The 26,280-nt window shown below is 63.0% G+C and carries 25 protein-coding genes; 7 read left to right on the top strand and 18 right to left on the bottom strand.

Features of this window, described 5'->3' with window-relative positions; all coding sequences use genetic code 11:
* Window positions 1–68 precede the first annotated feature (68 nt).
* From ugpE to ychF, 4 genes are all read right to left on the bottom strand, one after another.
* Window positions 69–914, bottom strand: coding sequence for a sn-glycerol-3-phosphate ABC transporter permease UgpE (gene ugpE / locus P0D87_RS23365; protein ID WP_029971302.1), 846 nt, complete (start codon window positions 912–914; stop codon window positions 69–71).
* Entirely contained in the window at window positions 911–1,795 is an 885-nt protein-coding gene (gene ugpA, locus P0D87_RS23360; RefSeq protein WP_006052770.1) for a sn-glycerol-3-phosphate ABC transporter permease UgpA, read from the bottom strand. Before ugpA ends, ugpE begins: the two co-directional genes overlap by 4 nt.
* A gap of 75 nt (window positions 1,796–1,870) precedes the next feature.
* Window positions 1,871–3,205, bottom strand: a complete 1,335-nt coding sequence (gene ugpB / locus P0D87_RS23355; RefSeq protein ID WP_053858787.1) for a sn-glycerol-3-phosphate ABC transporter substrate-binding protein UgpB — start codon at window positions 3,203–3,205, stop codon at window positions 1,871–1,873.
* Between the two features lie 223 nt (window positions 3,206–3,428).
* Window positions 3,429–4,523, bottom strand: a complete 1,095-nt coding sequence (ychF, locus tag P0D87_RS23350) for a redox-regulated ATPase YchF (protein WP_006052772.1) — start codon at window positions 4,521–4,523, stop codon at window positions 3,429–3,431.
* A gap of 269 nt (window positions 4,524–4,792) precedes the next feature.
* On the opposite strand from ychF, the gene P0D87_RS23345 reads away from it, so the two are divergent.
* The 4 genes from P0D87_RS23345 (at window position 4,793) to P0D87_RS23330 (ending at window position 9,501) form a co-directional block, all read left to right on the top strand.
* Complete coding sequence (locus P0D87_RS23345) at window positions 4,793–5,965, top strand: UbiH/UbiF family hydroxylase (RefSeq protein WP_029971305.1); 1,173 nt, start codon at window positions 4,793–4,795, stop codon at window positions 5,963–5,965.
* Between the two features lie 175 nt (window positions 5,966–6,140).
* Entirely contained in the window at window positions 6,141–6,866 is a 726-nt protein-coding gene (locus P0D87_RS23340; RefSeq protein ID WP_006052774.1) for a DsbC family protein, read from the top strand.
* Window positions 6,867–6,960: 94 nt separating this feature from the next.
* Window positions 6,961–8,751 (top strand): M61 family metallopeptidase, encoded by a 1,791-nt coding sequence (locus tag P0D87_RS23335; RefSeq protein ID WP_053858786.1) that lies wholly within the window; start codon window positions 6,961–6,963, stop codon window positions 8,749–8,751.
* A gap of 153 nt (window positions 8,752–8,904) precedes the next feature.
* The gene (locus P0D87_RS23330) at window positions 8,905–9,501 is read left to right on the top strand and encodes an FMN-dependent NADH-azoreductase (protein ID WP_006052776.1); all 597 of its coding nucleotides are present in this window, start codon (window positions 8,905–8,907) and stop codon (window positions 9,499–9,501) included.
* Window positions 9,502–9,673: 172 nt separating this feature from the next.
* Here P0D87_RS23330 and P0D87_RS23325 read toward each other — a convergent pair whose 3' ends face one another.
* The 8 genes from P0D87_RS23325 to rpe all read right to left on the bottom strand — a co-directional run bounded on the left by P0D87_RS23325 (window position 9,674) and on the right by rpe (window position 17,074).
* The gene (locus P0D87_RS23325; RefSeq protein ID WP_053858785.1) at window positions 9,674–10,528 is read right to left on the bottom strand and encodes a uracil-DNA glycosylase; all 855 of its coding nucleotides are present in this window, start codon (window positions 10,526–10,528) and stop codon (window positions 9,674–9,676) included.
* A 100-nt stretch (window positions 10,529–10,628) separates the two neighbouring features.
* Window positions 10,629–11,255 (bottom strand): CYTH domain-containing protein, encoded by a 627-nt coding sequence (locus P0D87_RS23320; RefSeq protein ID WP_053858784.1) that lies wholly within the window; start codon window positions 11,253–11,255, stop codon window positions 10,629–10,631.
* 51 nt (window positions 11,256–11,306) lie between these two features.
* Window positions 11,307–12,104: an indole-3-glycerol phosphate synthase TrpC gene (gene trpC, locus P0D87_RS23315; protein WP_053858783.1), complete on the bottom strand. Its 798-nt coding sequence runs from the start codon at window positions 12,102–12,104 to the stop codon at window positions 11,307–11,309.
* A 42-nt stretch (window positions 12,105–12,146) separates the two neighbouring features.
* The gene (trpD, locus tag P0D87_RS23310; protein ID WP_044022011.1) at window positions 12,147–13,178 is read right to left on the bottom strand and encodes an anthranilate phosphoribosyltransferase; all 1,032 of its coding nucleotides are present in this window, start codon (window positions 13,176–13,178) and stop codon (window positions 12,147–12,149) included.
* A gap of 17 nt (window positions 13,179–13,195) precedes the next feature.
* Complete coding sequence (locus P0D87_RS23305) at window positions 13,196–13,789, bottom strand: aminodeoxychorismate/anthranilate synthase component II (protein ID WP_006052781.1); 594 nt, start codon at window positions 13,787–13,789, stop codon at window positions 13,196–13,198.
* Between the two features lie 13 nt (window positions 13,790–13,802).
* Window positions 13,803–15,296, bottom strand: coding sequence for an anthranilate synthase component I (trpE, locus tag P0D87_RS23300; protein WP_006052782.1), 1,494 nt, complete (start codon window positions 15,294–15,296; stop codon window positions 13,803–13,805).
* Window positions 15,297–15,662: 366 nt separating this feature from the next.
* Window positions 15,663–16,379: a phosphoglycolate phosphatase gene (locus tag P0D87_RS23295; RefSeq protein WP_006052783.1), complete on the bottom strand. Its 717-nt coding sequence runs from the start codon at window positions 16,377–16,379 to the stop codon at window positions 15,663–15,665.
* Between the two features lie 11 nt (window positions 16,380–16,390).
* Window positions 16,391–17,074, bottom strand: a complete 684-nt coding sequence (gene rpe / locus P0D87_RS23290; protein ID WP_053859094.1) for a ribulose-phosphate 3-epimerase — start codon at window positions 17,072–17,074, stop codon at window positions 16,391–16,393.
* Window positions 17,075–17,425: 351 nt separating this feature from the next.
* On the opposite strand from rpe, the gene apaG reads away from it, so the two are divergent.
* The gene (gene apaG / locus P0D87_RS23285) at window positions 17,426–17,800 is read left to right on the top strand and encodes a Co2+/Mg2+ efflux facilitator ApaG/CorD (RefSeq protein WP_006052785.1); all 375 of its coding nucleotides are present in this window, start codon (window positions 17,426–17,428) and stop codon (window positions 17,798–17,800) included.
* A 104-nt stretch (window positions 17,801–17,904) separates the two neighbouring features.
* Here the strand turns inward: apaG and P0D87_RS23280 are convergent, their stop codons facing one another.
* Entirely contained in the window at window positions 17,905–18,150 is a 246-nt protein-coding gene (locus P0D87_RS23280; protein ID WP_165919889.1) for a hypothetical protein, read from the bottom strand.
* Here P0D87_RS23280 and mltA point away from each other — a divergent pair.
* Window positions 18,095–19,219, top strand: coding sequence for a murein transglycosylase A (mltA, locus tag P0D87_RS23275; RefSeq protein WP_053858782.1), 1,125 nt, complete (start codon window positions 18,095–18,097; stop codon window positions 19,217–19,219). The genes P0D87_RS23280 and mltA overlap by 56 nt on opposite strands.
* A gap of 259 nt (window positions 19,220–19,478) precedes the next feature.
* Here the strand turns inward: mltA and paaK are convergent, their stop codons facing one another.
* The 5 genes from paaK to paaN all read right to left on the bottom strand — a co-directional run bounded on the left by paaK (window position 19,479) and on the right by paaN (window position 25,360).
* Complete coding sequence (paaK, locus tag P0D87_RS23270) at window positions 19,479–20,783, bottom strand: phenylacetate--CoA ligase PaaK (protein WP_006052788.1); 1,305 nt, start codon at window positions 20,781–20,783, stop codon at window positions 19,479–19,481.
* 231 nt (window positions 20,784–21,014) lie between these two features.
* Window positions 21,015–21,494 (bottom strand): hydroxyphenylacetyl-CoA thioesterase PaaI, encoded by a 480-nt coding sequence (gene paaI / locus P0D87_RS23265; protein ID WP_006052789.1) that lies wholly within the window; start codon window positions 21,492–21,494, stop codon window positions 21,015–21,017.
* Between the two features lies 1 nt (window position 21,495).
* Window positions 21,496–22,287, bottom strand: coding sequence for a 2-(1,2-epoxy-1,2-dihydrophenyl)acetyl-CoA isomerase PaaG (paaG, locus tag P0D87_RS23260; protein ID WP_053858781.1), 792 nt, complete (start codon window positions 22,285–22,287; stop codon window positions 21,496–21,498).
* A 45-nt stretch (window positions 22,288–22,332) separates the two neighbouring features.
* Window positions 22,333–23,535 (bottom strand): 3-oxoadipyl-CoA thiolase, encoded by a 1,203-nt coding sequence (pcaF, locus tag P0D87_RS23255; RefSeq protein ID WP_053858780.1) that lies wholly within the window; start codon window positions 23,533–23,535, stop codon window positions 22,333–22,335.
* 124 nt (window positions 23,536–23,659) lie between these two features.
* Window positions 23,660–25,360, bottom strand: a complete 1,701-nt coding sequence (gene paaN, locus P0D87_RS23250) for a phenylacetic acid degradation protein PaaN (protein ID WP_053858779.1) — start codon at window positions 25,358–25,360, stop codon at window positions 23,660–23,662.
* A 132-nt stretch (window positions 25,361–25,492) separates the two neighbouring features.
* On the opposite strand from paaN, the gene P0D87_RS23245 reads away from it, so the two are divergent.
* Window positions 25,493–26,269, top strand: a complete 777-nt coding sequence (locus P0D87_RS23245) for an enoyl-CoA hydratase (protein ID WP_006052793.1) — start codon at window positions 25,493–25,495, stop codon at window positions 26,267–26,269.
* The last annotated feature ends 11 nt before the right edge of the window (window positions 26,270–26,280 follow it).

Below are 26,280 nucleotides of genomic sequence, written 5' to 3'. Positions count from 1 at the left end.
AGCCCTTCGTTTGCGTGTCTTTTGTCATTCGTGCGTGCTTGCCTCGTGCGCGGTTTGCGCCGCGCGGATCATTTCTCGGCATCCACGAGACCGCGCACGAACCAGCGCTGCATGGTCAGCACGACGGCGAGCGGCGGCAGCATCGCGAGCAGCGTGGCCGTCATCACGAGATGCCATTCGGTGGCCGTGTCGCCCGAAGCGATCATGCTCTTGATACCGACGACGGCGGTTGTCAGCGACTGCTGGCTCGTGATCAGAATCGGCCACAAATACTGGTTCCAGCCGTAAATAAACGTGATGACGAAGAGCGCCGCCATGTTCGTTTTCGACAGCGGCAACACGACGTCCCAGAAGAAACGCATCGCACCCGCGCCGTCGATGCGCGCCGCTTCCATCAACTCGTCGGGCAGCGTCATGAAGAACTGGCGAAACAGGAACGTGGCCGTTGCGGACGCAATCAGCGGCAACGTCAAACCGCTATACGTATTGCTCAGATTCATCGACGACACGACTTGCACGGTCGGGAAGATACGCACTTCGACCGGCAGCATCAGCGTGATGAAGATCAGCCAGAACGACAGGTTGCGAAACGGAAAGCGGAAGAACACGATCGCATACGCGGAGATCATCGACACGGCGATCTTGCCGATCGAAATGGCGAGCGCCATCACGAGGCTGTTGAACAGCATGCGGCCGAACGGCGCTGCCGCGTTGCCGCTGCCGTGCGCCCACACGGTCGCGATGTTGTCGAACAGATGCGAGCTCGGCACCAGCGACAGCGGCACGGTGAAGATCTGCTGTTCGTTCATGGTCGCCGCGCAGAACGCGACGTACACCGGAAACACGACCAGCACGACGCCGAGTATCAGCACCGCGTGGCAGAAGAGGTCGAAACCGCGGCGGTTCTCGATCATGAGTATTGAACCCTGCGTTCGATGAAGCGGAATTGCACGACCGTCAACGCGACGACGATCACCATCAGCACGACGGATTGCGCGCCCGAGCTGCCAATGTCGAGTCCCTGGAAACCTTCGGCGAAAATCTTGTAGATCAGCGTGCGCGTCGATTGAGCGGGGCCGCCGCCCGTCGCTGCGTCGATCACCGGGAAGGTGTCGAAGAACGCGTAAGTGATGTTGATGACCAGCAGGAAAAAGCTCGTCGGCGACAGCAGCGGTAGCGCGATGCCGAAGAAGCGTCGCACGGGACCGGCGCCGTCGATGGCCGCGGCTTCGATCAGCGAGCGCGGAATCGCCTGCAAGCCCGCGTAGAAGAACAGGAAGTTATAGCTGACCTGCTTCCACACCGACGCAAGCACGACAAGAAACATCGCTTGTCCCGCGTTCAAAGCGTGATTCCACACAATGCCTTGCTTCGCGAGCGCGAACGTCACGAGGCCGATGCTCGGGTTGAACAGAAACGACCACAGCACGGCGGCGATGGCCGGCGCGACTGCATACGGCCAGATCAGCAGCGTCTGATACGCCTTTGCGCCGCGCGTCACGCGGTCCGCGCACACCGCGAGCAGCAGCGAAATCACGAGGCCCGATACGGTGACGAGCGCGCAGAAAATAATCGTCGTGTTGAACGACGACAGGTAGAGCGGATCGGCGAAGAGCTGCTTGAAGTTCGCGAGCCCGACAAATTCGCTCGACGTGCCGAACGCGTCCTGACTTTGCGTGGATTGCCACAGCGCTTCGCCGGCGGGCCACAGAAAGAAGAGCGCCGTGATCGCGAGTTGCGGCGCGACGAGCAGATAGGGCAGCAGGCTGGTGCCGAAGCGGGAGCGCTTTTCCATCGAGGAATCTCAAGAGTTTTGCTGCAAGCGGGTTCCGGCGCGAGTGCGCCGGAACCGACGATGCCGACGCGGGAATTAACTGCCCGCTTTCTCGAAACGCCGCAGCAGTTCGTCGCCGCGCGAGACCGCCGAGTCGAGCGCCTGTTGCGGCGTCTTCTTTTCACCCCACACCTGCTCGAGCTCTTCGTCGATGATCGTGCGGATCTGCGGCATATTGCCAAGGCGCAAGCCCTTCGTGTACGGCAGCGGCGGCTTGTTGAGCATCTGCTTGATCGCCGTATCGCTGCCGGGATTCTTGTCGTAGAAGCCCTGTTGCTGCGTCAACTGATACGCGGCGGTCGTGACCGGCAAATAGCCGGTGTCCTGATGCCACTTCGCGGCGACTTCGGGCGAGCTCAGATACGACAGGAATTTCGCCACGCCCTTGTAGACGGCCGGGTCCTTGCCCGCCAGCACCCACAAGCTCGCTCCGCCGATAATCGCGTTCTGCGGCGCGCCCTTCACGTTCGCGTCGTAAGGCATCATGCCCGTGCCGAAGTTGAACTTCGCGTACTTCTTGATCGTGGCAAGCGAGCCCGACGAGTTCGTGATGATGCCGCAGTCGCCGCTATAGAACTTCGAGATCGGTTCGTCCTTGCGGCCAACGTACGTGAACGTGCCGTCTTTCTGCATGCTCTGCAGGAACTGGATGTGCGCGACCTGCAGCGGCTTGTTGAATTCGAGTTGCGCATCGGCGCCGTCAAAACCGTTGTTCTTCGATGCGAACGGCGCGCCGTGCCACGCGCTGTAGTTCTCCAACTGAATCCAGCTTTGCCAGCCCGACGAATAACCGCACGCCATGCCCGACGCTTTCAGCTTCTGCGCGTCGGCCTGAAGCTCGGCCCAGGTTTTCGGCGGCTGGTTCGGATCGAGACCGGCTTTCTTGAACGCGTCCTTGTTGTAATAGAGGACGGGCGTCGAGCTGTTGAAGGGCATCGAAATCAGATGGCCCGTTTTCGCGTCGCTGTAATAGCTTGCGATGGTCGGCACAAACGCCTTTTCGTCGAGCGGCACGCCGGCTTGCTTGAATACGTCCGAGACGGGAACGACGGCTTTTTTGGCCTGCATCATCGTCGCGGTGCCGACTTCGTACACTTGCAGGATGGACGGCGCGTTGCCGCTGCGATAAGCGGCGATGCCGGCCGCGAGCGTCTGGTCGTAAGTGCCCTTGAACACCGGCACGATCTTGTAGTCCGACTGCGACGCGTTGAACGCGTTGGCGATGTCGTTCAGACGTTCGCCCAACGCGGCTTCCATGGCGTGCCAGAACTGGATTTCAGTGGCGGCCTGGGCCGTCTGGCTCATGCCGACGGTGCCCACACTCAGTACAGCGGCGACGGAAAGCGAACGGAACAGCGGCTTGAAACTCATCGATTTGTCTCCTCATCGGAAGGTGCGCGAATGCGAATCGCGCGATTCTATTTGTGTTCGATGACAGTCCGGCGTCGGCCGGCGGATGCCGCAATTTAACATCGGCTGTGAGGAAACTGGAATAGCTGGGTTCTCTAATGCAAAAAGCCCGCGCGAGGCGGGCTTTTCAAAACGCCGGCGTGAGCCGCCAGGCGGTGCTGCGAATATTGCGGCTTTAAAGGCCTTACACGTTGAACAGGAAGTTCATCACATCCCCGTCGTGCACCACATATTCCTTGCCTTCCGCGCGCATCTTGCCGGCTTCTTTCGCGCCTTGCTCACCCTTGTAGGTGATGTAGTCGTTAAACGAAATGGTCTGCGCGCGGATAAAGCCGCGCTCGAAGTCGGTGTGAATCGCGCCCGCGGCTTGCGGCGCGGTATCGCCGACATGAATGGTCCACGCGCGCACTTCCTTCACGCCTGCGGTGAAGTAGGTTTGCAGGCCGAGTAGCTTGAAGCCCGCGCGAATCACGCGGTTCAGGCCCGGCTCTTCCATGCCCATGTCGGCGAGGAACACTTCCATGTCGGCTTCGTCGAGGTCGGCGATTTCCGCTTCAATTGCTGCGCACACCGCGACGACCGGCGCATTTTCCGACGCCGCGAACTTCGCGACCGCGTCCAGATGCGGATTATTCTGGAAGCCGTCTTCCTTGACGTTCGCCACATACATGGTCGGTTTCGCGGTGATCAGGCAGAACGGCTTAAGCGTCGCCTTCTCTTCGTCCGACAGATCGAGCGCGCGCACGGGCTTGGCCTGATCCAGTTGAGCGCGCACCTTTTCCAGCACGGCGGCGTTCTTGATGGCTTCCTTGTCGTTGCCCGACTTGGCGGCCTTCGAATAACGCGCGAGCGCTTTTTCAACCGTTGCCAGGTCGGCCAGCGCGAGTTCGGTGTTGATGACTTCGATGTCCGACAGCGGATCGATCTTGTTCGCGACGTGAATCACGTTCTCGTCTTCGAAGCAGCGCACGACGTGCGTGATCGCGTCCGTTTCGCGGATGTTGGCGAGGAACTGGTTGCCGAGACCTTCGCCCTTGCTTGCGCCCGCCACCAGACCGGCGATGTCGACGAATTCCACGACCGCCGGAAGGATGCGCTCGGGCTTGACGATTTCCGCGAGCGCCTTCAGGCGCGCGTCCGGCACTTCCACGATGCCGACGTTCGGCTCGATCGTGCAGAACGGATAGTTTTCGGCGGCGATGCCCGCCTTGGTCAGCGCATTGAACAGAGTGGACTTGCCGACGTTAGGCAAGCCGACGATGCCGCATTTGAGGCTCATGGAAATCCTTCAGTGATTCAGTAAATTGCGTGATGCGCTCGACGCCGTATTGCAGGATTCGTGAGCCTTCGGCTTGGGCCGGCAAGAAAAACGCAGCGGAGCGGGACACGACACCAGAGCGGGCGTTGGCTCGACGGTTCTGGGCGGTTTTGTCACGGAAAGCGTAATTGTAACCCGTCTTGTAACCCGTCCCACCGGCTCCTTGACGTGGCTTCAGGAAGCTGCGCGCCCGGTCCGTCCCCCACAACCCCCACGGCTATAATGCGCGGATGAACGCACACCATCAGACTTTCGATGCCGCGGTGATCGGCGGCGGGCTGGTCGGCAAGACCGCCGCGCTCGCGCTCACGCAAGGCGGACTGCGCGTCGCGCTGCTCGCGCAAGCCTGCGCGCCGCTGGCCGCCGGCGCTTCGTTCGACTCGCGGGTGTACGCGTTGTCGTCCAGTTCGCAGGCGCTGCTCGAGCGTTTGCGCGTGTGGCAGGCGCTGGATCTGTCGCGGCTTGGCCCCGTCTACGACATGCGGGTCTATGGCGACGCTCACGCGGAGCTGCATTTCTCCGCGTTTCAGGCGTCGGTGCCGCAACTGGCGTGGATCGTGGAGTCGTCGGTGATCGAGCGCGCGCTCGACGCGGCGTTGCGCTTTCAGCCGAATCTCACGTGGATCGACAGCCGCGCCCAGGCGCTCGATTTCACCGCCGAAAGCGCGAGCGTCGGTCTCGCGAACGGCAACGTGCTGGTGGCGGATCTCGTCGTCGGAGCGGACGGCGCGCATTCGTGGGTGCGCGCGCAGATCGGCTCGAAGATGAACCGGCGCGACTATCGGCAGACGGGCGTCGTCGCCAATTTCAAGGCGGAAAAGCCGCACGGCGAAACCGCGTTCCAATGGTTTAAAGACGGCGAAATCATTGCGCTGCTGCCTATGCCGGACGGCCACGTGTCGCTCGTCTGGTCGGCGCGCACCGAGCACGCCGAGCAACTGATCGCGCTCGATCCCGCGCAACTCGCGGCTGAAGTGGAGCGCGTGACGGGCGGGCAGCTCGGCGGACTCGATTGCGTGACGCCGGCGCAGGGTTTTCCGCTCGCGCTGCAGACCGTGGACCGCCTCGTCGCGCCGCGCGTGGCGCTGGTCGGCGACGCCGCGCATCTGATCCATCCGCTCGCGGGCCAGGGCATGAACCTGGGCCTGCGCGACGTCGCGGCGCTGGCCGATACGGTCGCAGGCAAGGAGTCGTTCCGCGATCTCGGCGACATGGTGCTGCTGCGGCGCTACGAACGCGCGCGCCGCGAAGACATTCGCGCGCTGATGATCGCCACCGACGGCCTGCAAAAACTCTTCTCGGTGCCCGGACCGTTGGCGAAGATCGTGCGCAATAGCGGGATGGCTTTCGTCGGCGCGCAGCCGTTCATCAAGCGCTGGCTGGTGTCGGCCGCGCTTGGCTGAAGCGGCCGTCGAACTCCCTTCAAAATGCCCGCGAAAACGCCCGCTGAAATACCGCGCGGCATTTGCGGCCGATGACACGGGTATCATGAACGCACAGAGGCGGTTCGCGTCAAACCGGCAACCTCGCAAAACGCCAACGCGTGCCCAATGCGCACGATTGAACCAGGAATTCAGCATGAAAAAAACCTTCCGCATGGCGGCTGCCGTGCTCGCGATTGCCGCTGTCACGATCGGCTGCTCCGCGCAGGCCGACCAGACCACCGACAAACTCAAGGCCACGCTGCAAACGCGTCTTGCCGACGTGACGATCAAGAGCGTGACGAAGTCGCCGATCGCCGGCCTTTACGAAGTGAACCTCGGCAGCCAGATCGTCTATAGCGACGCCAACGGCGACTATGTGCTGCTTGGCGACATGGTCGATACGAAGACGCGCAAGAATCTGACGGACGCGCGTCTGTCGGAGACCAATCGCATCGACTTCGCGAGCCTGCCGTTTGCGAACGCGGTCAAAGTGGTGAAGGGCAACGGCGCGCGCAAGATCGCCGTGTTCTCCGATCCGAACTGCCCGTACTGCAAGCAGCTCGAAACCACGCTGAAGTCGATCGACAACGTGACCGTCTACACCTTCCTGTATCCGGTTTTGTCGCCGGATTCGACCGCCAAGTCGAAGTCGATCTGGTGTTCGGCGGACCGCGCGAAAGCATGGGAATCGTGGATGCAGAACCATCAGGCGCCCACCGCCGCCGGCACCTGCGACACCGCCGCGATCGACAAGAATCTCGCGCTCGGCCACGCGATGAACGTGGAAGGCACGCCGACCGTGTTCCTCGCCGACGGCCGCCGCCTGCCCGGCGCCGTGCCGGCCGACCGGCTCGACAAGGAAATGGCCGCGGTGCACTGAGCACGCGGCTCACACCTGACAAAGGAGGCGCGAGAGGCGCCTCCTTTCGCATCAAGCTCCCAAACAATCACACAGAAAAATCCACTCGCCGCCGATGAAGCCGATCCGCTACACCATCGTTCCCAAGCAGCCCGCCGCCCATCTGTTCGAAGTCACCGTGACCGTCGCCGATCCCGATCCAGCCGGCCAGCGTTTCATGCTGCCCGTGTGGATTCCGGGCAGCTACATGGTCCGCGAGTTCGCGCGCAACATCGTCACGCTGCGCGCTTTCAACGACGCGGGCCGCAAGGTGCGCGTCGAGAAAACCGACAAGCACACGTGGCAGGCCGCGCCGGTGAAGGGCGCGCTGACGCTGCGCTACGAGGTCTATGCGTGGGATCTGTCGGTGCGCGCCGCGCATCTCGATGACACGACGGGTTTTTTCAACGGCACGAGCGTGTTCCTGGCGCCGCTCGGTCACGAGGACGCGCAATGCGTCGTCGACATTCAGAAGCCGCAGGGCGCGGCGTATCGCGGCTGGCGCGTCGCGACCGCGCTGCCGGAAGCGCGCGGCACCAAGCGCTATGGCTTCGGCGAATATCGCGCGCAGAATTACGATGAGCTGATCGACCATCCGGTGACGCTCGGCGAATTCGAACTCGCGACATTCAACGCGCACGGCGTGCCGCACGACGTCGTGATCGCTGGGCGCGTGATCGCGCTCGACATGGCGCGGCTTTGCGCGGACCTCAAGCGCATCTGCGAAGCGCAGATCGCGCTGTTCGAGCCGAAGTCGAAAAAAGCGCCGGTGGATCGCTATGTGTTCATGACGCAAGCCGTCACCGACGGTTATGGCGGGCTCGAACATCGCGCGTCGACGGCGCTCATCTGCAATCGCGGCGATCTGCCGGTGCAGGGCCGCGATGCGCTCACCGAAGGCTATCGGACTTACCTCGGCCTGTGCAGCCACGAATATTTCCACACGTGGAACGTGAAGCGCATCAAGCCGGCGGTGTTCGCGCCGTATGACCTTTCCGTCGAAAACTACACGTCGCTGCTGTGGCTGTTCGAAGGCTTCACCTCTTATTACGACGACCTGATTCTCGTGCGCAGCGGCCTGATTTCCGCCGACGATTACTTCGGCATGCTCGGCAAGGTGATCGGCGGCGTGCAGCGCGGCAGCGGGCGCACGAAGCAGACCGTCGCCGAAAGCTCGTTCGACGCGTGGGTCAAATACTATCGGCAGGACGAGAACGCGCCGAACGCGATCGTCAGCTATTACACAAAGGGCTCGCTCGTCGCGCTTTCCTTCGACCTGGCGATTCGTGCGCAAACCGGTCATCGCAAGTCGCTCGATGATGTGATGCGTCTGCTGTGGCAGCGCTTTGGCCGCGACTTCTATCGCGGCAAGCCGGTTGGCGTGGAGGAGGGCGAAGTCGAGGCGCTCATCGCCGAGGCGACCGGTGTGCAACTCGGTGAGCTGTTCGCGCAAGCCGTGCACGGCACGCGCGATCTGCCGCTGGAGACGTTGCTCGAACCGTTCGGTGTGACGATCGCGCCGGAGCCTGACAAGAACGGCAAGCCGTCGCTCGGCGCGCGTGTGCGCGGCGGCGCCGATTGCACGCTGGCCGCGGTCCACGAAGGCAGCGCAGCGCAGAAAGCCGGGCTCTCGGCCGGCGACGTGCTGATCGCGCTCGACGGCCTGCGCGTGACGGGCACGAATCTGGACGCGCTGCTCGCGCGCTATCAGCCGGGCGCGAAGGTCGAAGTGCACGCGTTTCGCCGCGACGAGCTGCGCACCGCGCAACTCAAGCTGGACGGGCCGGAAGTGTCGCGCTACAAGCTCGCCGCCACCGACAAGCGGCCCGCTGCCCGCAAGGCGCGCGAACGCTGGCTCGCAAGCTGATTGTAATTGTCGCCGGGTTTAATTGACGTGCTCAGCGGCGGATTGTTCTACCAGTGCAACAATCCGTCGCCGCGGGATGGCTTTTTCCGCAGTCGGTAAAAAAACACAATGACTCCACTCGCGCAAAACTGCGCGCCCACTACTGGAGTCACCATGACCACGATCCTGCAAATCAACTCGGCAGCCCGCTCGCAAGGCGCGAATTCCACGTTGCTCGTCAACGAACTGACCGAAAAGCTGCAACAGTCGAATCCGGGCGCACAAGTCGTCGTCCGCAACCTGCAAGCCGAACCGCTGCCGCACCTGGACGACGCTGTCCTCGGCGCGTTCTTCACGCCGGCCGACCAGCGGACCGCCGAGCAAGCGGCCATCGCCGCCCGCAGCGAAGCGCTGATCGCTGAACTGCAAGCCGCCGACATCGTCGTGATCGGTGCGCCGATGTACAACTTCGGCATCTCGTCGCAACTGAAGACGTACTTCGACTTCATCGCGCGCGCCGGCATCACGTTCAGCTATACCGCGAACGGTCCGCAAGGTCTGGTGACGGGCAAGAAGGTCTACGTCGTGTCGGCTCGCGGCGGCAAGTATGTCGGCACGCCGAACGACAGCCAGACCCCGTATCTGAAGAGCTTCCTCGGCTTCCTCGGCATGACCGACGTGAACTTCATCTACGCTGAAGGCCTGAACATGGGCCCGGACGCAGCGAGCGCCGCGCTGGCCGCCGCGCGCGAAGCGATTGCTGTTGCTTGAGGTTGAGATGTCGGCTTCGGGCCGACTGTTCGGGGCTGGTGACGCCGCTTGACTGCGGCGCCTGGTTTCTCGATGCAATTGGAAACGCCACGGGGTGTGAGCCACGTGGCGTTTTTGTTTTGGGCGGCGTGGGGCGTGAGAGCGACGGTAATGCCGAAGCCCGAAGCCGCGCCTACGCCAGCATCTGCGCCTGATCGGGCAAACGCCAGTCGATCGGTGTGCGGCCGTGCTGCACGAGATACTCGTTGGCCTTCGCGAAATGCCCGCAGCCGAGAAAACCGCGATGCGCCGACAACGGCGAAGGATGCGGCGCCTCCAGCACGTAATGCGATTTGCCGCCGAGCAGCGCGCGCTTGGCTTGCGCGTGCGCCCCCCACAGCATGAACACGAGATGCTCGTGGCGCATGGCCAGTTCGTGAATCAGCGTATCGGTGCATTTTTCCCAGCCGCGTTTCGCGTGGCTGGCCGCCGAATTGCGCTCGACCGTCAGCACGGTGTTCAGCAGCAGCACGCCTTGCTTGGCCCAGGTGTCGAGGCAACCGTGGCGCGGCGGCTCGTGGCCGAGGCTCGTCGCGATTTCCTTGAAGATGTTGCGCAGCGACGGCGGCGTGCGTACATTCGGCGCCACTGAAAACGCGAGCCCGTGCGCTTGCGGCGTGCCGCGATCTTCGCCGTGATACGGGTCCTGGCCGAGGATGACGACCTTCACATCATCGGGACTCGTGAGACGCAACGCGCGGAAGACGTCGGTGGGATAAACGGTTTTACCGGCCGCGCGCTCACCGTCGACGAAACGGCAAAGCGGCGCGTAGGCATCGCTTTCAATGAAGGGTTTCAGGTGCACGCGCCAGGCAGCCGGCAATGCGGCGAACTGCGCTTCGAGCGTGAGCGTGCCGTGGGCGTGTTGCTGCGATGACGACGGCGATGGCGTTTCGGTTGCGCCGGATGTGTCGCTCGCGGGCGCGGCAGCGTCGCCGAATAGCGAGGCCTGCGACGGCGTCGAGCGGGTACGTGATGAGGAAGTCATGGCGCAGAAGTGTCGCAGCAAATGCGGTGTGACTCAAGTTGAGGCGGATGCCAGCGTTGGCTACGTCAAGGCCCGCTTGGCCGGCGACGTATTCAACCCCTCACCCCGCCCGCAACCGATACCCGCGCTGCGCCTTGCTCACATTTTCCGGCGCAAGCCCCGCGACCTGCTTGCCGAGCTCGACAGAAAGCGCATGCAGCGCGGCTTCGTCGCCGGATTTCAGCTCAAGCTCGATCTCCGAAATCGGCGCGCGGCGCAGTTCGCTGTTCACTTCGGCGAGCACGTTGCCTTGATCGATCGCGGCTTCCACTTGCGAACCGTCGACGCTCACATTCCACAGCGTGCGCGTGAAATCCGTGCGAAACAGTTCGATCAACCGCGGCGCCGCTTCGCGCAACGCTTCGGCAGCGGCCGGCTCGTCGCACTCACGCAGCAGCGCATCGATTTCAAGCGCTTCGCCCGCGACCGGCATTTCCCATTCGTGACGGCTATGCAAACCATTGCTCGCGTTGCCCACCGTCTTGAAGGTTTGCAGCCAGCCGTCGGGCGTGTGACGCAAACGCAGCGCGCTCTTCGACGCTGCGAGCGCAAGTTGCGGCGTGTCGAAATAAATATTCGACAGCTTGATCGCGCGGCCTTCGTCGCCGGTGCGCGCGACGAACCACGCCGACGCCGCCTCGACTTGCGCCACCGGCAGCAGCAACTTGATTTCGCGTTCCATGCCCATGATCTGCTCCGCTATGTTCCGCCAGATGCCGTTAAACGCGACGCGTTGTCGTCACGCCGCGCCTGGAAAGAACATGCGCGCAAGCTCCACGCCCGGTTCGGCGGCGCGCATGAACGCCTCGCCGACGAGGAACGTGTTCACGTCCACCGCGCGTAGCCGCTCGACATCGGCGCGCGACAGAATGCCCGATTCGGTGACGACGATGCGGTCGTCGGGAATCGCGTCGAGCATGCCGATTGTCGTTTCGATCGACGTCTCGAACGTGCGCAAATTGCGATTGTTGATGCCGATCAGCGGCGTTTTTAGCGTGAGCGCCTGCGTCAACTCTTTGTCGTCGTGTACTTCGACCAACACTGCAAGACCGAGCGAATGCGCGAGCGCTTCGAGATCCTGCATTTCCGAAGTGTCGAGCGCGGCGGCGATCAGCAGGATCGCGTCGGCGCCCATCGCGCGTGCCTCGACGATCTGATACGGATCGACGATGAAATCCTTGCGCAGCACCGGCAACTGACAGGCGGCGCGCGCCTGCTCGAGATACGCGACGCTGCCCTGGAAGAACTGCACGTCGGTCAGCACGGACAGGCAAGCCGCGCCATGCTTTTCATACGAACGCGCGATTTGCGCCGGCACGAAGTCTTCGCGCAACACGCCTTTCGACGGGCTCGCTTTCTTCACTTCCGCGATCACCGCGGCGAGACCCGCCGCATGCTTCGCACGCAATGCGCCGACGAAATCGCGAAGGTCGCGCGACGACGCTTCGAGGCGCAGCTCTTCCAGCGGCGCGCTTTGTTCGGCCGCGCGGACTTCTTCGCGTTTGACCGCGATGATGCGGTCGAGGATGTCGCTCATAAGTGTCTCGTTACGTTGGTTGCTGCTAATCAGTGCTTGAATTCAGTGCTTGAATTGCTGCGTGAAGCGAATGAGTTCGTCGACTTTCGCGCGCGCCTTGCCGCTTGCAATGGCTTCGCGCGCAAGCTGAATACCGTCCGCAATCGACGATGCCACGTTCGCCGAATAGAGCGCCGTGCCCGCGTTCAGCGTGACGATCTCGCGCGCGACGCCCGGCTTGTTGTCGAGCGCCTCGAGCAGCATCGCTTTTGACTCAGCGGCATCCGCCACTTTCAGCGTGCGGTTCGACACCATCTGCATGCCGAAGTCTTCCGGATGAATCTCGTACTCGTGCACTTCGCCGTCGCGCAACTCGCCGACTTGCGTCGCTGCGCCGAGCGAGACTTCGTCCATGCCGTCCATACCGTACACCACGAGCACGTGCTTTGCGCCGAGGCGCTGCATCACGCGAACCTGAATGCCGACGAGGTCCGCATGGAACACGCCCATCAGTTGATTCGGCGCGCTGGCCGGGTTCGTCAACGGACCGAGAATGTTGAAGATGGTCCGCACGCCGAGTTCGCGGCGCACCGGCGCGATGTTCTTCATCGCAGGGTGATGATTCGGCGCGAACATGAAGCCCATGCCGGTTTCGGCAATCGACGCGGCCACTTGTTCCGGCTGCAAGTCGATATTCACGCCGAGCGCTTCGAGCACGTCTGCGCTGCCCGACTTGCTCGACACGCCGCGATTGCCGTGCTTCGCGACTTTCGCGCCCGCCGCCGCCGACACGAACATGGTCGCCGTGGAAATGTTGAAGGTGTGCGAACCGTCGCCGCCGGTGCCGACGATATCGACGAAGTTCGAGTTGTCCTGCACCTCGACGTGCCGGGCAAATTCACGCATCACCGTGGCGGCTGCGGTGATTTCGCCGATGGTCTCTTTTTTGACGCGCAAGCCGGTGATGATCGCGGCCGACATCACGGGCGACAGCTCGCCGCGCATGATGAGCCGCATCAAATGCAGCATTTCGTCGTGGAAAATCTCGCGGTGCTCGATGGTTCGTTGCAGCGCTTCCTGCGGCGTGATGGTCATGATGTTGTCTCGCTTCATCAGGCGGTGCGTTGGGCCGTCTTCGCTTTCGACTGCTTCACGAAGTTTTCGAGCAATGCGTGACCGTGTTCCGACAAGATCGATTCCGGATGGAACTGCACGCCTTCGACGGCAAGCTCCTTGTGACGCACGCCCATGATCTCGCCGTCGTCGGTCCATGCGGACACTTCGAGGCAATCGGGCAGCGACTCGCGTTCGATCGCGAGCGAGTGATAGCGCGTCACGACGAAATGCTTCGGCAGGTCGGCGAATACGCCTTTGCAGTCGGTTTCGATCGTGCTGACCTTGCCGTGCATGATGGTTTGCGCGCGCACCACGCGTCCGCCGAATGCTTCGCCAATCGCCTGATGGCCGAGGCACACGCCGAGAATCGGCGTCTTGCCGGAGAACTCGCGCAGCACGTCGAGCGTGATGCCCGCGTGTTGCGGATTGCTCGGGCCGGGCGACAGGCAGATGCGCTCGGGGTTGAGCTTCGCGATTTCGTCGAGTGTGATTTCGTCGTTCCGATAGGTGCGGACGTCTTCGCCGAGTTCGCCGAAGTACTGCACCAGGTTGTAGGTGAACGAGTCGTAGTTGTCGATCATGAGCAGCATGGTGTGTCTCCGGTCAGAAGTCGCTATCGAGGCCGTCTTGAACCTGTTCGGCCGCGCGCAACACGGCGCGCGCCTTGTTCTCGGTCTCTTGCCATTCGGATTCGGGCACCGAATCCGCGACGACACCCGCTGCCGCCTGCACATACAGATTGCCGTTCGCGATCACGCCGGTGCGGATCGTGATGGCGAGATCCATTTCGCCGGTGAACGACAGGTAGCCCACGGCGCCGCCGTACAGGCCGCGCTTCACGGGTTCGAGTTCGTCGATCAGTTCCATCGCGCGAACTTTCGGCGCACCCGACAGCGTGCCGGCCGGGAAGGTGGCGCGCAGCACGTCGAAATTGGTCGTGCCGGGCTTGAGCTTGCCTTCCACCGAACTCACGATGTGCTGCACATGCGAGTACTTTTCGATGACCATCTTGTCGGTCACGATCACCGAGCCGATCTGCGCGATGCGGCCCACGTCGTTGCGCGCGAGGTCGATCAGCATCACGTGTTCGGCGATTTCCTTCGGGTCGTTCAGCAGTTCGGTGGCGAGTTCGGCGTCGCGCTCGGGCGTATTGCCGCGCGGACGCGTGCCGGCGAGCGGCCGAATCGTCACGATACGATCTTCGCCGCGCTTTTCCTGGCGCACCAGAATTTCCGGCGATGCACCGACCACATGAAACTCGCCGAAGTTGTAGTAGTACATGTACGGCGACGGATTCAGCGACCGCAGCGCGCGATACAGCGACAGCGGATTGTCGCGATACGGCTTCGTCAGACGCTGGCCGACCTGCACCTGCATCAGTTCGCCTGCGGCAATGTACTCCTTGGCCTTGCGCACGGCGGCAAGGTAATCGTCTTTAGCGAACTCGCGATACGTCTCGGTGCGCACGCTCGCCGACGTGACCGGCGGCTCGACCGTCGAGCGCAAACGCTGGCGCAATTCGCGCAGACGCTGCTTTGCTTTCGTGTATGCCTCGGGTTGCGTCGGATCGGCGTAGATCACGAGGTACAGCTTGCCCGCGAGATTGTCGATCACAGCGACTTCTTCTGTCAGAAGCAACTGAATGTCCGGCAGATTCAGATCGTCTTTCGGTGCGGTGTGCGCGAGCTTTTTCTCGATGTAACGCACCGCGTCGTAGCCGAAATAACCGGCGAGTCCACCGGCAAAACGCGGCAAACCCGGACGCTGCGCGACCTTGAAACGGCCCTGGAATTGCTGGATGAACTCGAGCGGATCGCCTTCGTGCGTTTCGACGACCTTGCCGTCGCGCACGACTTCCGACACGCCATTGCGAGTGCGCAACAACGTACGCGCCGGCAGGCCGATGAACGAATAGCGCCCGAAGCGCTCGCCGCCCACCACGGATTCCAGCAGGAACGAGTTAGCGCCGTTGCGCTCGGTCTGCGCCAGTTTCAGATACAGCGAGAGCGGCGTTTCGAGATCGGCGAGCGCCTCGGCGATCAGCGGAATGCGGTTGAAGCCCTCGTTGGCGAGGGACTGGAATTCGAGTTCGGTCATGTTCCGATCCTGTTCGTAGGTCCGGCGGCAGCGTGCGTCGGACAAAGCGGGGCATGCGCAGCCGGTCAGCCGTTCATTCGACATTGACGATGATGAACCGACCGGCGCGATTTTCCCATCGACGCAAGCACGGAGTTCCGGCGCGCAGTTGTACTTTGCAAGTACACGCGGGCCGAATCAGGCGATGCAGCGAAACGAGACGATGGAAAAACGCGTGAGCGCAGCGAAGTAAAAAACGGTTGCCGAAGACGAGCTTCAGCGTACCTCAGGCGAGGTTAGCGCGACCAGCGACGCCAGGGCCAAGCTCCCCGGTCGATGCTAATCAGACTCCGTTTTTTATTCAGAAACATGAGGATGAAGGACTTTTCAAGTCGTGGAATGGTGCGCTGCGATCGCCTTGGCGGCGTCCAGCAGCGAGGCAACTATACCATCGGATTTTATTGTTTGTATAGCTTGGCCGTGGTTGTAGCCGTAGGGCACCGTGAGCGTCGACATGCCCGCCGCGCGGCCCGCCAGCGCGTCGTTTTCCGAATCGCCGATGGCCACCGTGGCGCGCGGTTCGACGCCCAGTTGCGCGGCGGCCGTGAGCATGGGCAGCGGGTCCGGCTTCTTTTTTGGCAGACTGTCGCCGCCGAGCACGACGCTGAAATATTGCGCGAGCCTGTATTGTTCCAGCAGTTCGACCGCGAAGCGATGCGGCTTGTTGGTGACGCACGCGAGCTTGAGGCCCGCGTCGCGCAGGGCCGCGAGGCCGGCTTCGACGTCGGGATAAAGACGCGTGTGCAAGCCGTTGATTTTTGCGTACTCCGCCTGATAGATGGCGAGCGCTTCGTCGAAACGGTCTTGCGCGTGCTCCGCTTCGAAGCGCGGCGCGAGCACGCTGCGGATCAGATGCTCAGAGCCCTTGCCGACATAGCCGACCACTTCCTCGCGCGAGGTCTCCTCGGCGTCGAGTTGCGCGAGCATGCCGTTCAGGCCCGCGGTGAAGTCGTCGGCGGTGTCGATCATCGTGCCGTCGAGGTCGATGATCGCGGCTTGCAGGCGGGAGCCGGTGAAGGTCGGGGCGGGGAAGGTGGACGTCATCGGGCGCGGTTTCAGTGCTGAATGTTGGCGAGCGCGGCGCGCATCTTGTCGATCACGACCTTGTGGTCCGGCTGGCCGAAGATCGCCGAGCCCGCGACGAATGTATCGGCGCCGGCGGCGGCGATTTCCGCGATGTTGTCGACCTTCACGCCGCCGTCCACTTCCAGATGAATCTCGCGGCCGGTGCGCTCCTTGTACGCGTCGATCCGTTTGCGCGCCTCGCGCAGCTTGTTAAGCGCTTCGGGAATGAACGACTGGCCGCCGAAGCCCGGATTCACCGACATGATCAGCACGAGATCGAGCTTGTCCATCACGTGATCGAGATAATTCAGCGAGGTGGCCGGGTTGAACACGAGGCCGGCCTTGCAGCCGTGATCGCGGATCAGCGACAGCGTGCGGTCGATGTGGTCCGAGCCTTCCGGGTGAAAGCTGATCAGATTCGCGCCCGCCTTCGCGAAGTCCGGCACGATGCGGTCGACCGGACGCACCATCAGATGCACGTCGATGGGCACGCCGACATGCGGACGAATGGCTTCGCACACGAGCGGACCGATGGTCAGGTTCGGCACGTAGTGGTTGTCCATGACGTCGAAATGGATCCAGTCGGCGCCGGCGGCGACGACATTGCGGACTTCTTCGCCGAGGCGGGCGAAGTCGGCGGAGAGAATGCTGGGAGCGATGCGGAATTGCGTCATGGCGGCGGGCGGAGGCAAGCGGAAAAGCGCCATTTTACCGTTTTGTGCGCGTGGCCAGCGGCTGGACGGCGGCGTGGCGTTGCGTCGGTGCTCTGGTGTGCCGCTGCGCGTCGTGGTCCCTGGAACAGGCAGCCGTCGCGCTTTTTCGGCTTCCAGGCGCGAAACGGGTGTGGCGCCTGCGCCCTTCGCGCCCTAAGCGTGCTTGTCCAGAAGATATGTCCGGTTGCGGGCGCCTCGCGCATGACGCAGAATGCCAAACCATGGCGCTGCGTCGCCAATGGGCCGTGAAGCCGTTGGCGCTCGGGCCTTCCAGCGATCTTGTCGCCCCCGTTTCAGCAGATTGGAATCAGGATGAGCCAGTATGAATTCAGCGTGTCGGCGCAGGTGCAGTTCCTGCCCGAAGAATCGGACCCGGAGCGCCGCCAGTACGCGTTCGCTTATACGCTGACCATCCGCAACACCGGTCAGGTGCCCGCGCAATTGATCGCGCGGCATTGGGTGATCACGGACAGCGAAAAGACCGTGCAGGAAGTGAAGGGCCTCGGCGTGGTGGGGCACCAGCCGCTGCTCAAACCCGGCGAGCAGTTCGAATATACGAGTTGGGCGGTTATCGCCACACCGGTCGGCACGATGCGGGGCGAGTACTTCTGCGTGGCTGAGGACGGCGAGCGTTTCGACGCGCCCGTGCCGGAGTTCATTCTGCGCATGCCGCGTACGTTGCATTGAACCGTGAGCGCCTCGCGCGGTCTTTAACGGTTCGATATAGCAGGTTCGATAAGCGGTTCGATAACGATCGATGCGCGCGGTGCAATGCGTGAATCGGCGCCGCGTCAGTGCGGTTTTTGTGGCGTCTTCGTTTCCCGGCTGTCGGCGCGCGCTGCTTTCTTTTTACCGGACGACGTCCACACGACGATGAACACGAGCAGGAACAGCGCCAGAAGCGATTCCAGCGCGAAGACAAGCATTGGGTATTCGTCGAATAGATCAGACATGGCGGTTTCCATCAAGAACGAACATTGTATGCGTTTTGTCGGCGCGGCCGGAGCCTGGCTCGGCGCGCTTTCGATGGCGGCCATACTCGCCGCCTGCGGCGGCGGCGGCGCGGTGCGGCCAGTCGCTTCGCCACCCACGGGGGCCGCGATCATCCCCGGCCAGATCGCGGCGACGCGGCTTACGGCGGTAGCGTGGCAGCAGGTTCCGGGCTGGCAGGACGATTCGCTGATCGGCGCGACAGCCGCCTTGCGGCAAAATTGTCTGAGGCTCGCGCGTCAGGCGAACTGGGCACGCGCCTGTGCGGCAGCGGCGCAGCTTGACGATCTCGACGTGACCGGCGCCCGGGCTTTTTTTGAAGCCTATTTCACGCCCTTCCAGCTCGCGAACAACGACGGCACGCTCGACGGTCTCGTCACCGGTTACTACGAGCCGTTATTGCGCGGCTCGCGCACGCGGCATGGTGTTTATCAGACGGCGCTGTATCGTTGGCCGTCGAGTTATCGCCCTGGCGCCGCGTTGCCGCCGCGCGCGCAACTCGAACGGACGGGCGTGCTGAACGGCAACGAGCTTGTCTGGGTCGACGACCCCATCGAAGCATTTTTCCTGCAAGTGCAAGGCTCGGGCCGGATCGTGATGGAAGACGGCAGCGTGATGCGCGTCGGCTTCGGCGGCACGAACAACCAGCCGTACAAATCCATCGGACGGTGGCTGCTGGATCGCGGCGAGCTCACGCCTGCGCAAGCCACGATGCAAGGCATCAAGGCCTGGGCGCGCGCGAACCCGAATCGTGTGGATGCGCTGCTCGATACCAATCCGCGCTTCGTGTTTTTCCGCGAAATGCCGTCGGTGGAAAGCATGGCGAAGGGCACCGCCGATGGTCCGATCGGCGCGCTCGGCGTGCCGTTGACGCCGGAGCGCTCGATCGCCGTCGATCCCACCTCGATTCCGCTCGGCACGCCGGTGTTTTTGCAGACCACGAGGCCGCTGACGAATTCGCCGATGAACCGTCTGGTGTTTGCGCAGGACACGGGCTCGGCGATCAAGGGTGGTGTGCGCGCCGACTACTTCTGGGGTCTCGGCGATGACGCAGGGGATCTCGCTGGCAAGATGAAGCAGGGCGGTCGGATGTGGGTGCTGTTGCCGAATTCTTGAAGGTGGTCTCGGGCGCGTCTGGGGCTTCTGGCGGCCGTGAGTGTCGCTGCGGGGCATTGGGTGTGGCTTGTGGCCGGTTTACCGCAGACGCACGCACAAGCGCTGGTGCTGAAACCGTTGCCGGCGTTTGTGGGGCTGTTCGTCTTGGGCGGCGCGGTATTGGTGGCATGAGAGCCACTGGAGCCACTAAGGCCACCAGCGGCGTTAGCGCCAAATTTTCGCGCGCCCATTTGCAGGGCGCCTGCAACTTCTTCCGGCCTTACAACCCCGACTTGCGCTTGTCGACTACGCGCCTCGCCTTCCCCACCGAACGTTCGATTCCATTCACCGCCAGCACATTCACCACCGCGCTAACGCCGATCAGCGCCTTGATGTCATAGGCCAGCGCCTGCTTCGCCAGATTGAGCGCGGCAGTGTCGGGCGCGGTTTCGGGACACGGTTCGACGTTTAGCGTCAACACGTCGAGCGGACCTTCCCTGGTCAGCACGATCTGATAGTGAGGCGCGAGAGTGTGCTGCTTGAGCAGCAGTTCCTCGATCTGCGTCGGGAACACGTTAACGCCGCGCACGATCATCATGTCGTCCGAGCGGCCGGTGATTTTTTCCATGCGGCGCATCGTGCGGGCGCTGCCTGGCAGCAGGCGCGTGAGGTCGCGCGTGCGGTAACGAATGATCGGCAACGCTTCCTTGGTGAGCGACGTAAACACCAGCTCACCGAGTTCTCCGTCCGGAAGAACTTCGCCCGTTTCCGGGTCGATGATCTCGGGGTAGAAATGGTCTTCCCAGATCGTCGGGCCGTCTTTCGTTTCAACGCATTCCGACGCCACGCCTGGTCCCATCACTTCCGACAGACCGTAAATGTCGACCGCGTCGATGCCCATGCGCTTTTCGATCGCCTGACGCATGTCGTTGGTCCACGGCTCCGCGCCGAAGATGCCGATGCGCAGCGAGCAACCGGCAGGGTCGATGCCCTGGCGCTCCAACTCGTCGGCGATCGACAGCATGTAGCTCGGCGTCACCATGATGATGTCGGGCCGGAAGTCCTGGATCAATTGCACCTGCTTTTCTGTCTGGCCGCCGCCGAACGGAATAACGGTGAGGCCCGCACGCTCCGCGCCGTAGTGCGCGCCGAGACCGCCAGTGAAGAGGCCGTAACCATAGCTCACATGCACCTTGTCGCCAGGCTTGGCGCCGGCCGCGCGGATCGAGCGCGCGACGAGATTCGCCCACGTGTCGATATCGCGAGCGGTGTAGCCCACCACAGTCGGCTTGCCCGTCGTACCCGACGAAGCGTGAATCCGCGAGATTCGTTCCTGCGGCACGGCGAACATCCCGAACGGGTAGTTGTCGCGCAAGTCCTTCTTGGTCGTGAACGGGAAGCGTGCAAGGTCCGCAAGCGTCGTCAGGTCGTTCGGATGAATGCCCGCTTCGTCGAACTTGCGACGATAGACCGGCGAGTTTTCGTAAGCGTGGTTCAGGGACCACTTGAGCCGTTCAAGCTGGAGCGCCGCAAGTTCGTCGCGGCTGGCGGTCTCGATAGGATCGAGCGGAAGGGCGGGGCTCATCGAATGTCTCCTTACTGCCTCAATGCTGGGTCTGTTATAGATTGCGCTCGCGCGTAAAACTTCGAACGGCGGCGCTGAAACTGCGGACGGCCGCCATTGCGGTGAATTGCTGGCCGGTCTCACCGCTCACGACTGTCACGGACTGGCGACTCTCGCGTGGAGCGCTTGCCGTGTGCCTTTTGTTTTGGCTGGTCTTTTCGCTCTGCGCTGCGGATGCTGTAGCGCTTCGCGTTACTCCGGTCCCGTGTGCGATGGTGTCTGCGGAATCACGCTGCCCTTGATTTGCGCCGATTTGCCGCGAAACATTGCCACCGTATCGCCGGCGCGATTGGTCACGCGAATATCGTAGATGCCGGTTCGGCCGTTCAATGTCTGTTCGACCGCTTCTGCGGTGAGCACATCGCCGCCATGCACAGGACGCAGGAACTCGATCGAGCAGCCGGATGCCACCGTATTGACGTTGCGCGAGTTGCACGCAAACGCAAAGCTCGAATCAGCGAGCGTGAATATCAGGCCGCCATGACAAATCTGATGGCCGTTCAGAAAGTCTTCGCGCACAGCCATTCGCAGACGCGCATACCCGGCGCGCACTTCCACGATCTCGAGGCCGAGCGCGCGGCTGCACGCATCGTTTTCATACATCGCGGCGGCGGTTGCGCGGGCCAGTTCGTCGGGCGTCATTTCCGCGGGATAGAGAGGTTGCGTCGACATATCAGCGGCCCTCGAAGCGCGGCGCGCGCTTTTCGACGAAGGCGCGAACGCCTTCCGCATAGTCGTGTGACGCACCCAGCTCGCGTTGCAGGTCGCGTTCAAGGTCGAGTTGCTGATCGACCGTTTGTGTGGCGCCGGCACGCATGGCGCGCTTGATCCCGGCGATCGCGCGCGTGGGTTGCTGCGCGAGTTGTGCCGCCAGGGTGGCCGCGGCTGCCGCGAGTTCCTGATCGTCGACCGCTTGCCAGATGAGGCCCCAGCTTTCGGCTTTCTCCGCGCTGAGTTTGTCGCCGGTGATGGCAAGTCCCAACGCGCGCGCCATGCCGACGCGCTGCGGCAAGAACCACGTGCCGCCCGAATCCGGCACGAGGCCGATCTTCACGAAAGCCTGAATAAAGCTGGCGGAACGCGCCGCGAGCACGATGTCGCACGCGAGCGCGAGATTCGCGCCGGCGCCCGCAGCCGTGCCGTTGACAGCCGCAATCACCGGCAACGGCAATGCTTGCAGGCGGCGAATCAGAGGATTGAAATGCGCGTCGATCAGGTCGCCGAGATCTGTCATCGCGCCGGGCGTGAAATCCAGATCGGCGAGGTCCTGTCCTGCACAGAAACCGCGGCCCGAGCCGGTCAGAATGAGCGCGCGCGCGCCGGACTTTTCTACTTCGCCGAGCGCCGCCGCCAGTTCCTCATGCATCGCGCGGGTGAAGCTGTTCAGCTTGTCGGGGCGGCTCAGCGTGATGGTGGCTACGCGGCTCGACGTGTCGATGTCGAGGCGGATCGCTTCATACGACATTGGGTGTCTCCTCAAAGTCTCGTTCGCGGAACTGCAGTGCCTATTTCACAGCCTTTCGATGACGAGTGCGATGCCTTGGCCCACGCCGATGCACATCGTGCAAAGCGCGAAGCGTCCGTTGCAGCGTTCCAGTTGGTACAGCGCAGTCGTGATAAGGCGCGCACCGGATGCGCCGAGCGGATGTCCGAGTGCGATCGCTCCGCCGTTGGGATTGACGCGCGGATCGTCGTCGCGCAGGCCGAGCGTGCGCAAAACCGCGAGTCCTTGCGACGCGAACGCCTCGTTCAGCTCGATCACGTCGAACTGCTCGAGCTTCATGCCGAGTTGCCTGAGCAGCTTTTGCGTGGCCGGCGCGGGACCGATACCCATGATGCGCGGCTCGACGCCCGCCGTCGCCATGCTCACCACGCGCGCGCGGCGACGCAGACCGTACTGGTCGGCCGCCTGCTGGTTCGCGAGCAGTAGGGCGCAGGCGCCGTCGTTCACACCCGATGCATTGCCGGCAGTCACACTGCCGTCCGGACGAACGACACCCTTGAGCCTCGCCAGGCTTTCGAGCGACGTCTCGCGCGGATGCTCGTCAAGCGTCACACGAATCGGATCGCCTTTTTTCTGCGCGATTTCCACACCGACAATTTCCTGCGCCAGCGTGCCGTCCTGCTGCGCGCGCGCGGCCTTCTGCTGGCTCGCCAACGCGAACGCGTCCTGATCGGCGCGGCTGATTCCGAACTCGACGGCCACGTTCTCCGCGGTTTCCGGCATCGAATCGACGCCGTACTGTCGCTTCATTAGCGGATTGACGAAGCGCCAGCCAATCGTCGTGTCGTAGATATCCGCTTGCCGAGCAAACGCGCTCGCCGCCTTGCCCATCACGAACGGCGCGCGAGTCATGCTTTCGACGCCGCCAGCGATCATCAGGCGGGCTTCGCCTGCCTTGATGGCGCGCGCTGCTGTTCCGACGGCGTCCATGCCCGAGCCGCACAGACGGTTGATCGTGGAACCGGGGACGTCGGTAGGCAACCCCGCGAGCAATGCCGACATGCGCGCTACGTTGCGATTGTCTTCGCCGGCCTGATTGGCGCAACCGTAGATCACGTCGTCCACGGCGCGCCAGTCCACGCCGGCATTGCGCTCGATCAGTGCCTTGATCGGCACGGCGCCGAGGTCGTCGGCCCGCACGTCTTTCAGGGCGCCGCCGTAACGGCCGATGGGGGTGCGAATCGCGTCGCAGATAAAGGCGTCGTTCATATCCGTTCCTGCTGAGGCGGACCGGCGTTCAATGCCGATCCGATGTCATGTTAGTTGGCGCGCACGGCGTGGTCCATTCGGCCAAAAGGCATAGGACGATCGACGTGCTTTCGTCTTATGACTTTCAGCCAGCTACCGCTGGGGCCGCTTTCGGTTCAACATGAACGCGGCTTTGGACTACGCGGAAGCGATTGGCGACGAAGGCCGCGTCGGTGAGCGCCGCGTTGGCCGCGGGGTTGGCGCCCGTGCCGTGGAAGTCGGAGAACGCTGCCGACTGATTCACGAACACACCGCCCGTCAGGTTGATCGACAAAGCGACGCCGCCGCGGAGCGACGCCTCGTGCGCGTCGTCGAGCACGGCGTCGTCGGTGCTGTAGACGGACAGCGTTAGTGCACCGTGGTCGGCCGCGATCGCGCCAGCAAGTTCGAGAGACTGCGCAGTCGAGTCGGTAGCGATCACGAACGAGATCGGACCGAACCATTCCCTCGTGAACTGCGCGCGGTCGGTTGCGGCGTCGAACTGCACGAGCAGCGGCGTGCGCACGCGGGCAACCGGAAAGGCCGGATGCTCGAGCGCTTGGCTTTCGACCAGAACACGGCCGAGTTTCGTCGCTTCGTCGATGCGCTGGGTGACGCCTTCGTTTTGAATGGCGCCGAGGAGTTCGACTGCGCGAGCGGGGTCCGCGACGAGTTTTTGCACGGCGCCGGCGATTGCCTGCGCGACTTCGTCAAACGTGAGCGCACCTTCTGCAGTACGGATGCCGCCGCGCGGCACGTAGATGTTTTGTGGCGCTGTGCACATCTGCCCGGAGTAGAGCGCGAGCGAGAACGCGATGTTGCGGGCGGCGGCTTTGATGTCGTCCACCGAGTCGATCACGATCTGGTTCACGCCGGCTTTTTCGGTGTAGACCTGCGCCTGGTGCGCGTTGCGCTCGAGCCAGGTGCCGTTTTGCGTGCTGCCTGTGAAGTCGATCAGCTTGATCTCGGGGCGCACGGCGAGGCTTTGGACAATCGCGCCGTCGTTCGGCTCAGTGGCGAGCAGCGTGACGACGTTCGGGTCGAAGCCGGCCTCGCGTAGAACGTCGCGCGCAATTCGCACCGTTATGGCGAGCGGCAGAATCGCGCCCGGATGCGGCTTGACGATCACGGCGTTGCCCGTCGCGAGGTCGGCGAAAAGGCCCGGATAGCCGTTCCATGTCGGAAACGTGCAGCAGCCGAGTACCAGACCAGTGCCGCGGGGCACGATGGTGTAGCGCTTGTGCATGGCGAGCGGCGGGTTCTTGCCTTGCGGTTTTTCCCAGTGAGCGTCGGCGGGAATGCGGCGCAACTGGTCCCACGCATACACGACGGCTTCCAGTGCCCGGTCTTGCGCGTGTGGCCCGCCTGCCTGGAAGGCCATCATGAAGGCCTGGCCGGTCGTGTGCATTACGCTGTAACCGATCTCGAAGCTCGCGCGATTAAGCCGTGCCAGGATTTCGAGCGATACGCCAACCCAGGCCTCGCGACCCGCGGCGCGCCAGCCCTGTTGTGCGATCGCGGCGGCGGCGATCAGTGCGTCGGGATCGGATCTGGGATAACGGATAGCGAGCGGGAAGCCAAATGGCGACACTTCGGCGCCAACGGTTTCTCCAGTAGAGGGCTGGTCGAGTTCGAAGGCGGCGTCAAGATGCGCTTTGAAGGCGGCTTCGCCGTCCGCGTTGGCGGTTTCCCCGTACACTTTCGGACTGGGCATTTCGACGAACGGGCTCCAGTAACCGCGCGTCTCGGCCGCGGCGAGCGCCTTTTGCAGCGTGTCTTCGTGCTTGGTGAATAACGGATGTGTCATGGCAGAGGCTTGGCTGTACGTTGGGGGGAAGCCCGTCTAATAATTGACCGACCGGTTGGTTGGTGAATGTTAGCATTATTAAGATGGGCGCGCGAAGCGTTTTTCGCGCTCGGTCAATCACAAGGAGGCGGCATGGTTTACGAGAACATTCTGGTTGAAACGCGGGGACGGGTCGGACTCGTTACGTTGAATCGTCCCAAGGCGCTGAACGCGCTGAACGATGCCTTGATGGACGAGCTAGGCGCGGCGCTGCGCGAGTTTGACGCCGACGACGGCATCGGCGCAATCGTGGTGACGGGCAGCGAAAAAGCGTTCGCGGCCGGTGCCGACATCGGCATGATGGCGACCTATTCCTATATGGACGTCTACAAGGGCGACTACATCACGCGTAACTGGGAGACGGTGCGTTCCATCCGCAAGCCGATCATTGCGGCGGTAGCGGGCTTCGCGCTCGGCGGCGGCTGCGAACTGGCGATGATGTGCGACATGATCTTCGCCGCGGACACGGCGAAGTTCGGCCAGCCGGAAATCAAGCTCGGCATCATGCCGGGCGCTGGCGGCACACAGCGCCTCCCGCGCGCTGTGTCGAAGGCCAAAGCGATGGACTTGTGCCTGACCGCGCGTTTCATGGATGCGGCGGAAGCGGAGCGGGCCGGGTTGGTGTCGCGTGTGATTCCGGCGGGCTCGCTGATAGAGGAGGCGATTGCCGCGGCAGCGACGATAGCGGAGTTCCCGCTGCCGGCAGTCATGATGGTGAAGGAGTCCGTCAACCGGGCGTACGAAACGACGCTCGCCGAGGGCGTGCATTTCGAGCGCCGTCTCTTTCATTCGCTGTTCGCAACGGAGGATCAGAAAGAGGGCATGGCGGCGTTCGTGGAAAAGCGCAAACCGGTTTTCAAGCACCGTTAATAGGCTCGTCA

This window comes from Paraburkholderia sp. RL17-368-BIF-A, from assembly GCF_046054045.1.
GTDB lineage: Bacteria > Pseudomonadota > Gammaproteobacteria > Burkholderiales > Burkholderiaceae > Paraburkholderia > Paraburkholderia graminis.
The sequence above is the reverse complement of the archived record's forward strand: the minus strand, read 5'-3'. Positions and strand labels throughout refer to the sequence as shown.